General features: G+C 41.0%; 10 protein-coding genes. All 10 read right to left on the bottom strand.

All coding sequences use genetic code 11. From position 1 onward, the window contains the following. Positions 1-9: 9 nt before the first annotated feature. On the bottom strand, positions 10-729 hold the full coding sequence (locus UYC_RS0126375) for a class I SAM-dependent methyltransferase (RefSeq protein WP_016874291.1): 720 nt from the start codon (positions 727-729) through the stop codon (positions 10-12). A gap of 56 nt (positions 730-785) precedes the next feature. Further along, positions 786-1,994, bottom strand: coding sequence for a glycosyltransferase family 4 protein (locus UYC_RS0126370; RefSeq protein ID WP_235082931.1), 1,209 nt, complete (start codon positions 1,992-1,994; stop codon positions 786-788). 228 nt (positions 1,995-2,222) lie between these two features. Next, positions 2,223-3,323, bottom strand: a complete 1,101-nt coding sequence (locus UYC_RS0126365) for a glycosyltransferase family 4 protein (protein WP_016874293.1) — start codon at positions 3,321-3,323, stop codon at positions 2,223-2,225. A 23-nt stretch (positions 3,324-3,346) separates the two neighbouring features. Beyond that, positions 3,347-4,438, bottom strand: a complete 1,092-nt coding sequence (locus tag UYC_RS0126360) for a glycosyltransferase family 4 protein (protein WP_016874294.1) — start codon at positions 4,436-4,438, stop codon at positions 3,347-3,349. A 27-nt stretch (positions 4,439-4,465) separates the two neighbouring features. Further along, entirely contained in the window at positions 4,466-5,644 is a 1,179-nt protein-coding gene (locus UYC_RS0126355; RefSeq protein ID WP_016874295.1) for a glycosyltransferase family protein, read from the bottom strand. 49 nt (positions 5,645-5,693) lie between these two features. After that, a complete protein-coding gene (locus UYC_RS0126350; RefSeq protein WP_016874296.1) occupies positions 5,694-7,337 on the bottom strand; it encodes a glycosyltransferase family protein in 1,644 nt (547 codons plus the stop codon). A 238-nt stretch (positions 7,338-7,575) separates the two neighbouring features. After that, the gene (locus tag UYC_RS39100) at positions 7,576-7,752 is read right to left on the bottom strand and encodes a hypothetical protein (protein WP_016874297.1); all 177 of its coding nucleotides are present in this window, start codon (positions 7,750-7,752) and stop codon (positions 7,576-7,578) included. Between the two features lie 44 nt (positions 7,753-7,796). Then, complete coding sequence (locus tag UYC_RS0126340) at positions 7,797-8,594, bottom strand: Uma2 family endonuclease (RefSeq protein ID WP_026087436.1); 798 nt, start codon at positions 8,592-8,594, stop codon at positions 7,797-7,799. 88 nt (positions 8,595-8,682) lie between these two features. Further along, positions 8,683-9,684, bottom strand: a complete 1,002-nt coding sequence (locus UYC_RS0126335; protein ID WP_016874299.1) for a hypothetical protein — start codon at positions 9,682-9,684, stop codon at positions 8,683-8,685. 21 nt (positions 9,685-9,705) lie between these two features. Next, complete coding sequence (locus tag UYC_RS0126330; RefSeq protein ID WP_016874300.1) at positions 9,706-12,729, bottom strand: N,N-dimethylformamidase beta subunit family domain-containing protein; 3,024 nt, start codon at positions 12,727-12,729, stop codon at positions 9,706-9,708. Positions 12,730-12,939 lie beyond the last annotated feature (210 nt).

The following is a 12,939-nucleotide window of genomic DNA, read 5'->3' as shown; positions in this document are numbered from 1 at the left end:
TGTTTACCTTTAAATTCTCCAAAAAATATTACCTTGCTCGTCTAATGACTTACAGGATTCATGATTGTATTGATAATTATCAATTTTTTGACAAATCAACCAAGCTGATGGCCAGAAAGGAAGAAGTAATTTAGCTAAGAAATTTGGTAAATAAGGACTACCTAAATAAAGTGTTTTAAAGCCAGCCATTTCACAGGTATAACGCAAGGTAGTAGCAGTAAAAAAGTTGATATGATCGCCAAACAATGCGCCATGAAAGCCTTTCTGCCAACCATATCGACGAGCAAGTCGATCGGAAATTCCTGTGAGCGGATTCACAATAGGACAGTGGATAATCAGCAGTCCTTCAGATTTAAGGTACTTCCTTATTTCCAACAAAACTAAGTGTGGAGAAAAAACATGTTCTAAAAAATGACTGAGCATTGCTGCATCAAATTGCCTACCCGCCAATTCACTAGGGAAGGTATCTGTAAATGACCACTTGTAAACGGTTAAGTTCTTTTCACGGCATTTGTGCAACTCTGTATCACTCAGTTCTAAGCCAACAGAATCAGGTGCAAAAAAGGGAAGATAATTGCCTTGTCCACAACCAACATCAAGTAGAGAGAGGGTTTTGGCTGGTTTCGGTAATTTTGGCAGAAGTTTTCTAAATGAACCAACAGCAATTGGAGGAACTGTTGCAGTTGTTGTGGTTAGTGTAGTGGATATTGAGTCAGTATTTTGTACCAATGCTGTCTCCTTTAATTAAATCTTAACTGTGCACACCAAAGCCAAAAATGACTTGACTATTGAGCAGTGTAGTTGACAGCGGCTTTAGAATAACGCTCTAATGCCATTGCTATGCCATCTGCACAAACTCCAAAATCCATTTCTTCGCTCAACTTACGCGATGCTTGCCGCATTTGTTGCACCCGTTCTGGTTGTTGAGCTAAAGATAGAATACACTGAGCTAGTGCTTCTACATTGTGGAAGGGGTAAATCAAACCGTTGACTTCTGGATAGACCATATCTCTCCATCCCAGAACTTGATCGGATGAAATGACCGCTAAACTAGCAGAGATTCCCTCATTAATTGCGCATCCCCAAGTTTCTGAAGATGGGTGGATGAGAATATCACCTGTCCCTAAATAACCAGGATATTTTGACTGCGGAATTAAACCTAAAAAGTGAATGCGTCGCCCATCTGCATGAGCTTGAGCATAAGTTTCCAATTCTGGTCGCAGCACACCATCTCCTAGCACCAGTAAAGCTGTATTGAGTTCTTTTGGGATTTGGCAGAATGCTTGGACAACATCCATTGGATAACGGTCTGGACGATGTTTGGAAGCCATAATGAAAACTATTGTGTTTTCATCCAGCCCTAATTCAGCCCGCACTTGCTTACGAAATTCTAGACGCTCTGGTGTTTGGGTATTAAACCAGTCATTATCGACATTATAAGGTACATAGAAAAGACGTTCTTCTGGGACATGGTGATTGAGATAAAATTCTCGGTTGTAGGAGCCAATATATAAAGCTGCTGCAATTCGCTTCAGAAAAACAGATAACCCTAGATCGCGAACCTTTGTTTTCCATTTGGATCGAGGGAAAAAGTCTTCGCTTTCTCCTCGCAAAAATAGGGGTATCCCTTTTGCTTGACAGGCTAAAAGTGCTAACCAACAAGTTGCATATGCATAACCATGTACCCAAACCGCATCAAATTTTTCTTGGGCAATAGTGTTGTGAACTCCTAAGTTCAAAAGAGTCCAAAAACTTTCACCGTCGTCAGTAATCGGAGAGTGATTATCTAAAAATAAATAATCATAACCTTCCAAAACTGGAATATCCCAATGCAGGGTCAAGTTTAGTTGTCGATTATAAAATGGTTTCACTCCTCGCTGAGACATATACATCACTTTCAAGCGAAAGCGACTGTCCTTTGCTAAAAACTGAAACAGTGGTGCGTGATACTGAATCGGGCTTTCCATTAGGATGCCGATATACGGAGTTTTCATATTATGTCTGCTTTTAAAGGCAAAATTTGGTATGCTTTTCTGTTGTTTACGGAACTAACACTAGAGGATTTGTTTTAGGCAAGTTCAGTGGCAAAACTTTCCAAGGCTTAAACTTTCCAAGGCTTAATACTGCTGGTTTAAATTTCATCAATTTTTGTACTTAATATATTAACTCTTTAAAAATGATTGAGTTAATTATGTTTGTAAGTGGAAAAATAATACTATCGGTTAAACAATATTATTTCCTATAAAATCAATATAATTTTTTGCTATCGTTTCCCATGAAAATATACTGTAATAATTGTCCATACACATGGAAATTATTTGTTCATTGGATATTTGTCCTAATGGAGGTGGAAATTTTCTTAGCATATCCTTCGAGAATTGCTGCAAATCAAGTACTCCTCCTGCTGGGGTTGCAAAAACAGGCATTCCAGACTCTAGCATTTCATTTAACACAAGTCCCCAACCTTCAACTCTACTTGTAAATAAACCCATATCATGATTAGCAAGAAGATAGTAAAGCTGAATTCTTTCAAATGAAGGTAGGATTTTTACTGTACCTGATTGAATTAATTCAATTGGAAAATCTTTTTCAGCATTGTTACCACATCCAGCAATTGTAAAAGTGTCTTGGGGATATGATGCCGCTCTTTTAACTATAAAATCAACAAGTTCTTTAATTCCTTTGTGGGCAACCCAACGCCCTATCCACAGAAATCTAGTGCCTTCTTTCTGATTCTTTTTTCGATTTAGGCGGACTTTAGCTAGTTCTACTTGATCGGTTTTTGAAAGTGCATTTTTATAATAAGTTAACTTGTTTCTCCACCAAGGAAACCATTTCTTCATCCATTGAAGTTCTAGGCTACCGAGGCAAAGAATATATTTTGCCCTTCCCCATGCTTGTATTAATAAAAATAAGTGTGCTATCGAAAACAAATAACTGAATGGCAGTAAGGCTAATTTTCTTAGACCTGTTTCTTGTGAATTATTTATTTGAGAGAGTATGTATAAAATCTCAGGTTGAACACTACGAGCTACTACTAAGCCTGCTCTGCTAGCTTTTTTGGTAATAAATGGAGCATAGCAATCAATTATATCAAAGGGTTTCTGACTCTCAAGAAACTCATCTAGCTTTGACCGCATCAGTTGAAGACTTTGAAGACCTTGCCACCACCTAGTCATGTTAGGCATCGGATAAGGAGACCACAAAGTCACGTCGTGTCCTTGTTCCCGAAATGCTTCTGCTAGATTAATCGCCATTTGACCGGCACCAAATTCTGTAGAAAGAGGAGAATGTGTAGCTATCAGTATGCGAAGCGATCGCATGGCAAAATTACCTTATACAAAAATTACTTAGTACTTTTATAAAAATCTAAATGTTTCTGAACAACCATTGACCAACTTAGAGATTCTACCCATTCACGGCAACGGGCTTGAAATTCGGTGTATTTCATTGGAGATAAGTTAATAATTTGACTGAGAGCAGCAGCGATCGCCTCCCCTGAATTCTGCTTGACAACAAAACCAGTATTTCCATTATCTACAAACTCATGCATTGCTCCTGCATCTGTGCAGATGGCTGGAGTTCCGCAAGCTTGAGATTCTAGCAAAGTGAAGCCCATTAATTCTGGAACAGGGCTGTAGTTACCATAACAGTCAGTGTGAACTGAAGGTAAAACTGTTACTAAAGCAGTGCGGTATTCATGCAGCAATTTTAAATCGTCTGCATCATGAACAAACTCTACAGACACACCTTCTGCTAATTGTTTGAGATATTGGTAAAATTCTTCATTATAAACTCTGCCAACAATTTTAAGCTTGTAATCTGGGCGATTTAAGCTGCGAAATCCTTCAATTAAATAATTGATACCTTTATGGGGCAAGATTCTACCAACATACAAAATTTTGTTTTTCTTCCTCAAGGATGGATTGGGGCAAAATTTATCTGTATCAATGCCTCCTTTAATCAAAACAGCCTTTTTTTGTAGTTCTTTAGGAATAAAGTTTAAGCCAAAGCGAGAATAGGCGATCGCGTTTTTATAGCATTGGAAAACTGGTAGTTTCTGGTTCAGTACTAGACTTCCTCCTCCACCGTAGTCTGTGACAAAAACTCGTTTACCCAGCAAAAAAGCAGTCAGACAACCTAGATCGGAAACCAAAGTATAAATATGGTGAATATGTACTATATCTGCATTTAAAATTGAGCCTAAGTATGAGAAACTAAGAGGATTTGACTTGTTACCATGAATTAAATATTTAACAGGGTAAATCTCTGTTTTGAGAGTCTCTTGACGATAAGATTTACGTACTGAAGAAAAACTGACAAGAGTAGTGTCTACAAATTTTGACATCCATGAGGCTAATTCTGTTGGATAGCGTTCGCCACCACCTATGACTGATGAATTGTCAAAATAAGTTGGAGTTATGTGAACTATTCTCATTATAAATAGTCTTTAAAGAGCTTGAAATTATTTTTGGGAAAATCTGGAAAATTTATTTAATATCTCATTAATAATGGGTTTTCTGAATTTTTGATATAGTTTGGCATTTAAATAATCATACTCATATATTCTTAAAACTTTACATAAAAAACTTTCTATTTTTTCTTTATAAATACCGAAATACAAATCATCATAACTTTTGAAAGGTTCTATATGATTTGCTTGTAATTCTTTTGAATTTTTATTTATAAGTTTATAATAAAAGTAGCGCATTGCTGGAGTAATAATTTTGCCATTACTAAATAAATTAAAGGCATAAGGATATTTTTTACACTCTTCGTAATCACATTCTAATAAAACTTTCTTGTATTTATTTCCTATTTCTTCCCAAATACTTGTATTCTTTTCAGATGGTAAATATTTAGAAGCGATAGAAGGTTGAGATATATCCCATCCAGTGAAATGGATAAACAATACAGGTTTATCATTGATAAAATAGTTACTATCTTTCTTGTAAATCGAATTTGAAACTAGACTCCAATATCCTACATTAGCTCCTGGATGAACTAATAATGCAACTTCCTTGAATATAGTAGGAGCAAGATTTAGCCATAATTGATCTACGAAAAGCAAATTCATTTCTCCTTCGCCTCTTCTTTGAAAGGCATAGTGGCTAAGTCTTTGATTGAACCATTCTATAAACTTTCCAGCTTCATCAGTTCTTTTAATTCCAAGAAAACCTGCATTGTAAACACCAGACCCTAGAATTCTTACTTCTAGCACATCATAATTAGCATGATTAATAGGAGCTACTAGGTGTGGATTTAATAAAATAGAAGTTGTTTCAAGTTGCTGAAATATTTCTTCAAGCGAATTGTAAATTATAATATCAGAGTCCAAAAATAACCATAAACGTGCAAGTTCATTTTCGTAAATATATTTGTGTAGCATTCCTCGCAATGCACAGCATAATTCAAATGGCGTATAGTAAAAGCACATTCTTTGGACTGTTTGCTGGTCTGGTAAATCTTCGAGTCGAATTAAATTGAAAGGTTCTTGTTCAGGATCAAAGTATCCGTCTATTTGATCTGCTAGCAAAACATATAGTTTGATATCAGGATTATTTTCAGTCAGCGAGTTTGCTAATGCTCGTGCATGAGCTAAGTAACTTTTTGTAATAATTGTGCAGACTATTTTTTCTTTCATAATTTCCGGTGTTATATTAATCCTGAACTTTACTAATAGAAATACATTTTTACAGCCTCATTTCTCGTAAGCGCGAGTAGTAGCGTAAGTAAAACCACTCAGGTAGTAAGAGACTAACCTGACCAAACCCATGCTTTTTGATTAACTCACTCCAAATATGTAATCTTTGAGTGAATGGCATAAGCCGAAGACGGGATTGAATCAACTCCCCAACGCCAATGTCTTTCTGAGAAAAGACCCGTGGCAACAAGACATCAGGCTCGCTAAGAAACATTGTGTCCATTACCGCAGCAGTTAAATTTAACTTAGGTCTAGGCGTATTAGCAGCACGAGTATATATGTCTTCCAACAAGTGCTGCCAACCATCTCCCGTATGCATTTGTGCAATGCATTTCTTGGTTGCTTCCCCTAATGACAGCCTGAATTTTTCATCTTCAATTAAGCGCGACAAAACCTCGGTATACTGTTCAAGATTACGCACGCGAATCAGATTGTCATCCATACCCGGTGCATCGGCACTAAGGATATCTGATGCATCGGAGTAGGGAAAGCGACTAACTAAGGGCAAATCATAGCTTCCGGCTTCTAGGAGTGAGGTAGTCGAGGGCATTGGAAAAGAATCAACATAGATATCAGCTGCCTGCAAGAAAACAGCGGTGTCTTCACGCTCTTGAAAGACTCTTATTCTTCCTTGAGTTTGCTCGATAGCTGAAGACCAATCTTCACTATTACCTGGGCCAATGACTATCAAAATAGCTCGGTCATATTGTTTTAACACTGGAATATGCACATCAGCGAAGCTGCTTTCGTTGATAGTTCTGTACTTAACTGATCTAGCGATTGAGAGAATTAAGATGTTGCTTTCATCAAGACCAAGCTGTCGCTTTGCCTCTGTTCGAGAAAGTGTTCTATGTGTGGGATTTAAAATTATAGGAAGTAGTAGATTGCGCTCTGCTTCAACGCCTCTACGCTCTTTTGATAGGGTCATTCCAGACTTGCGGAGATTTGCTACAACATTGCTGATACTAGCTCCCAGCCAAAAATATTGGTCAGCATGGTTTACAAAAACAATCGGTGGTGATTGCTCCTCATTAGCAAATGCAATGCTTGGAATTACATCATCGCATAATGTATGGAGCACAACTACATCTGCAGAAGCAGCAATTTCACGTAGTCTTTTGGCCCAAGAAACAAGACTGCCAATAGTGTTGTTGAGTACACATACACTACCGTGACTGTTAGTCACAACGTCTGTTAACATACGAGGCACCTTGAGCGGTTCCTGCCGCGTGAGTACCACAGAGTGCGATCGCTGTGTATCCTGCTGAATCCATCGCCAAATCATTCTGGAATGTCCACCTATGCCTTTTACTGATGTAGCAACGTGTAGTACATTTTTTGGTGTTTTTTGCAAAGATGTGTTCTTCGTGCGATCAAAGCTACTTTGTATAGCTTCTGTGCCAATCTTGAGAAGAACTTGCTCTAGTTCTAAACTTACAAAAAGACCGCTATGTTGAAGAGTGGCATATAAGGCAGCAACATCTGCATAGGCTGCTGCCGCGTCATACTTGCCTTGCTGTGCTAAGTCTTTTGCCTGTTTGACAAGGCTACGAAACACATTGAAGTTTTTTTGAATTATGTGACAACCTTCTTCTCGCCAAAGGCTAAGTGTATTGTTAGCTATTTTTTCCATTAATATTCTTTTCCTAAATTCAGCTCATCTTTGCTAAGTGCAATATTCAAGGCTGACACAGAGATTTGAGAAACATCATGTATGTAATGCTGCAGTGACAACAAATAGCACAATTGAGAGTCCATCAAATTCTGTAATGTTTTACAGAATTTTTCATCTATAGAAAAGGTTCAAACGATTACAGCGATCGCTTGAACCTTTCCTATAAATACTAATTAATGAAGTAATAAAAACTTTACTAAATAGAAACACTATGCGATCGCCTTTGTGCAAGTTGCTCAACAAACACTTGATGTGCTTCTGTGGCAATATTCCTTTGCACTTGTGTTAACACTATTATCAAATCTCCAGCTAACAAAGCCGCAATTGGTAAATCAAGTCCAGGAAAATTTGTCAGATTGCCTGTAACACTCATGGCCAAATCTCTCTCAAGCTATGCCCCTTATTTTATCAAGGGGTTTACGGCAAATCGGGGTCTATGCCCAAAGCTCGCAGTCGTGCTGCCAATTGTTCAGCGCGTTGATGTTCCTGTTCGGCACGTTGGCGTTCTTGCTCCGCTCGTTGGCGTTCCTGCTCAGTCCGTTGGCGTTCTTGTTCAGCTAGTTCTGCTGGGGTGGCTATCCAAGCACCTACCGCATCATACCAACGTAGCCATAACCGTTCAATACCCTGGTAAGAACCTTGCCAAAGTCCTAATCCTAACTGCACTTCTTCTAACCACAGTCCCTGTCCTTCGATAGGCAAAGCTTGGTAACGACTGGTTACTAGTCCAAATGCTTGTAATTCATCTGTATAGCGATTAAACACGAAGTAATAAGGGACTCGCAAGATTTGTTCGTATACTTCCCACTTTGTTGGTGCTTGATTAACTTCCCGCAGAGTTTGTCCTAAGTCTTCCTTTTCAGTACCAGGAGAGAGTAGTTCGACTACTACAAAGGGATTAACTCCTTCCTGCCAAGTAACGTAACTTAAGCGCAAATCCTGCTGTTCGTACAATCGGGAAACTCCAAGTACAGCAAACCAATCCGGGCGCTTGTACCACTGGGGATGGCGGGGATCGTAGTAGAGATTTAAGTCACTGGCGACAAAGATTTGGTCGGCTGGATAATTGGCGGGGCGGAAAGTAAGACGCAGGAGTTCAGGCTGGAGGTCGTGAAATTCGTCAGGCAACCCTGGTTCCTCTGGATCTTCACTTTTAAGATCGTACATTGTAGGCAGTACTTCTTTAGGAGAGCGAGGAGGATCTGTTTGATACATAACAGAGAAAATCCGACCAACTACCTTTAGCTTAACAATAGGAAGAAAGCGATCGCTCAACAGTTGCACCCATGCGATCGGACAGGTTTTAAAGAACAAACGCAAACTTTTCGGCTTCAAACTCCTTGACCGACTCCATCTTGCCGCTTCTTGCTTCTACCTTAAATAAGGTTTTCTTTCCACCCTTATCAGCAGTAAGCGCATACAATTGACCGGAGGAAGAGAAGTTCAAATCTTCAACATCGTTGATGAGGGGACGCCCTTCAATATTCAATGGAGTTAGTCTTTGAATTTTAACTTTACCAGTAAGTGTGGCTTTTTCCTGTAAGTTCAAATAGATTAAAATGGGGCTACCATCTGGGCCAGTCTCGGTTGCGAAAATGTTTCCCTTCGCATCTTGGCATAGGTTAGCAAATCGATGGTTGAGCGGTAGGGGGGGTAGAGCCAGTTCATCTTCAGAAATAATTTTACCGTTTTTGGAATCGAGCGTTATGAACGCAAAAGGCGGGACACCCTCAATTCCCACTATGCACAGAAGTTGATCTTTGGGAAGGCTTAACAAGCTTTCAACAGTCTGATTCGGTTCTAAGTCTAAGATTTTTTTCGCTTTGAATTTATCTTTCTTAGCACCTTCGACAGTAAAAGTGAGATGGTTGACATAACCATCTCTCTGATTAGAAACTGTAGAAATTACTAAATTTCCGTCTCCAAGTGCTGTAGCTTTGGTAACCCGGTCAGATTCACCAGTAAAGAAGGCCCGAGATTTTTTCTTTGTAGACGATGGATTATCTACAGACTGAGATGGCACATTTTTTTTAGAGACAACATTTCCTGTTCCCACATCAGCAGCGATCAGTTCCAGTGTTGGAGTTTCGTCTTCCCGATTTCTTCGAGCATTGGATTCTTCCTGATTTTGGGCTTTGGATTCTTTAAAAAGCTTTACTCCATAAAGAACCTCCTGACTCTGCTCATTTCCCTGACTCTGCCCATTATTTTGAGCAAGCGCTTTACTAGAGACATCAGCAACAATGGTGGAAGTCAAACTGGCGGCAGCTAGCTGGGTAAATCGTCGGCGTTTTAACGGTGACATGATTATATTTCTTGGGATAGTTTAAGGAACAATGAGGTTTGCATTTGGCGTTTGGGGTCTAGCTCCCATATCTGCTAAAATATTGACGGTTATTTGCTTGACGCGATTATCTTCCCTAGCTGGGCTGACATCATCACTGTCTAGACCCCATGACCACTGGTTAGTGCCGGAGGCAAAGACTTTAGCTCCACCAGCTGTGTAGCGGACAGAGTGGGCTTTGGTAAAATCCTGGTTGGCAGGGAGGGTTTGTTCTCCAGGCGGTTCGTCGAAGGTTGGCAATAGAGCAGCAGGCTGGACTGTTGACTCGGACAAGGTGACCAGACCAGCAGGACTAGACCCATTATTCACGATAAAATCCCATTCATAGCCCACTAAAAGATTGATCTGATCCCCATTCTGAAGTCCGGTATTTGCATAGTAAGGATCACTACTGTTGGTGACGACATAGTTATAACCACCGTAGAGATGTGTGGTATCGCTACCGTACATGATTCCTAATAAAGCGTTTTCCGGCCGCTGGTTCTGAACGCTGCGGAATTTATTAGTGGCTGCGGATGAACCCTGCTGTTGAGCGACTGGATCTGATGCCCAATCTTGTTTATAGCACGCCATCACTCGGTTGGGATTCACTTGCCCAGCAGCAGAGGTGGAATTTTCAAACCTCACTCGCCAATAGCAAGTATTGGCAGAGAAAAATCCCAAATTAATTCCGGCACTGCGAGCAGCCTCGACGGCATCGCGCATTTCTTTAGACCAATACTCATCATGACCCACAGACAGGAACACTTTGTGATTGAGCAAACTTTGTCCGTTGGAGTGAACCTGCATATTATCAGTGTAGGTGACATTGTAAGCTTGAGATTCCAGCCAGCGCACCATATTGTATTCCCATCGCAGCATTGTATCGAACTCGTAAGACTCTTGATAGCTTGCCTGGGAGAAGGGTCGGTCGTAGGAAACCTTAAAAGCTCTCTGGCCACCTATGCTGTTAAAGCTGTACAAGCTGTAACCCCCCGTCGTGCTATACGCTAGTACACAAGAAACGGCGCTTTGGAACACAATATCAGCAGTGCTGCTATCATCGCGAACTACAAACCACACGTGCGCTATTTTACTAGTCGCTTGGTCAGTTAGTTTGGCGACATAAAGACCACTAGTCCAGTTATTGCCTACCTGTACGGTATAGGAAGTTGACCAGTTACACTCGATCAAGCGGGTATCTGGGTCTAAGGTACAGGCGGGTTGAGTCGTGCCATTGAGCGACCCGCTGCTCGCCATCAGCCTGCCTCCCGTGCCACGATAGTAGCCCAATCGGTACACGTCGATGGTAAACTGTCCGGGTTGTCCAAGAGAAACTTTTATGTCCAGCGTTGCCCCCTTATTAACACTGGTTGCTGAGGCATAGCCAGCAATCTCACCACTGGCTCGGTTAACAAGCTTCCAGTTAGTCGTGCCGGAATTTAGGTTTTCCAAATAGATGGGATTAGGGTTTGTCGGAGTTGCTGTAGCCGAGAAGGTGGCGCTACCGATGCCATCTGCCGTCGCTGTCACTACCACTCCATCAGGCCCTGTAGGAACTGACCCTAGCGTCAAGACTGTACTCGCTTCACCGCTAGAATTTGTTACTGCACTGGTGGGTGAAACTGACCCTCCACCACTAGTAACAGCAAAGTTAACTGTGACGCCTGATTGAGGATTGTTTTGAGAGTTTACAACTCGAACGACTAGGGAGTTGGGCAGAACTGACCCTACTGCGCCAATTTGATTGTCTCCACTGACTTTAACTAAGTTACTGCCAACTAAAAAGGCAATGTCGCAATAATAGTTACTATTCTGGTAAGAACTTGTTGGAAAAGAATTGGGACTGACATTGTAAACTCCATTATTACCGTCTGCTACAGAGCTAAGGTCGCCATTGACTATGGAGCTTCCCAGTTCACTATAAGTGATGACATAATGGGAGTTGACGTTAACTGAGACAACATAGGTCGTATTAGGTTGGATAGTAACTGGCGTCTCTAGAAGCTGCTCCTGCCAACCGGAAGTCGTCTCGTTAGTAAAAGTTACACTTTCTAGGAGCGTTCCCCCTGCTGTCCAGATCTTGCCAACATGAGTTCCTGTCTCGCTAGCAGCTTTCCAAAAGCGAACGGCACTAATCTGTCCCCCTTTAGCACTGCGGAATTTCATTCCTAGTTCATAGGGAACACTATCAGTGGCATTTGCATTGCTTGGAGATTGAGTTGTCAGAACTGATTGTGCGTTTCCTGGTGGATTAGCAGTGGCTGAGAAGGTAACGCTACCTATTTCGTCTGCTGTAGCACTTACCCTATTAGCTACAGGAAGTATCGCACCAGGGCTAGCTCCCAGGGTTAAGGTGGTACTGGCCTCACCGTTGGCATTCGTTACTGCACTAGCAGGCGAGACAGACCCTCCGCCACTAGTCACGGCAAAGTTTACCGTGACCCCAGATTGAGGATTACCAGCACCGTCTTTGACCTGGACAACCAAAGGATCGGGCAGAGTTGCACCAGTCGCACCAGTTTGATTATCGCCGCTGACCTTTGTAATGGTCGGCAGGACAACAGCTACAAAGTCGATGTCGCGATAATAATTTGTATTCCGGTAGGAATTGCTGGGGAAAGCTCCTGCCGTCCCATTAAACACCCCATTGTTACCGTCTGCTACTGAGCTAATATCGCCATTGACTATGGGGCTTGCCAGTTCATCATAAGTAGCGACATAATAAGAATTTATGTTAACACTGACTACATAAGTCGTATCAGCTTGAATGGTAACTGGCGTGCTGAGAGCCTCCTCCTGCCAGCCAGAAGCAGTCTCGTTAGAAAAAGTTACGCTTTCCAGCAGAGTTCCTGCTGCCGTCCAGATCTTGCCAGTATGAGTTCCTGTCTCGCTTGGAGCTTTCCAAAAGCGAATTGCATTAATCTGTCCCCCTGTAGAGCTGCGGAATTTCATTCCTAACTCGTAGGGAACTCCATCGGTGAAATCTGAAATGCTTGGAGCTTGATTGGTAAAGACGGTAGTCATAGATATGTGCTGTAAAATTTATTTATTTTCTAAAAAATCATGTGATATATTGACTGAATTTCTATTCAATCTTCTTTACAATTCGTAAGGAGAATGACCAAGAAGACAGATAGATTTATCAGCCATAAATACTTAATAAGTAAGTACTTAATGTTACTAATTGAAAAAGTTACTCCTATAAATTAGAGTTACTGGGCGAATGCTTGCTTG

The sequence above is a fragment of the Chlorogloeopsis fritschii PCC 6912 genome, from assembly GCF_000317285.1.
Taxonomy (GTDB): Bacteria; Cyanobacteriota; Cyanobacteriia; order Cyanobacteriales; family Nostocaceae; genus Chlorogloeopsis; species Chlorogloeopsis fritschii.
This window is presented reverse-complemented; position numbering and strand designations above follow the sequence as displayed.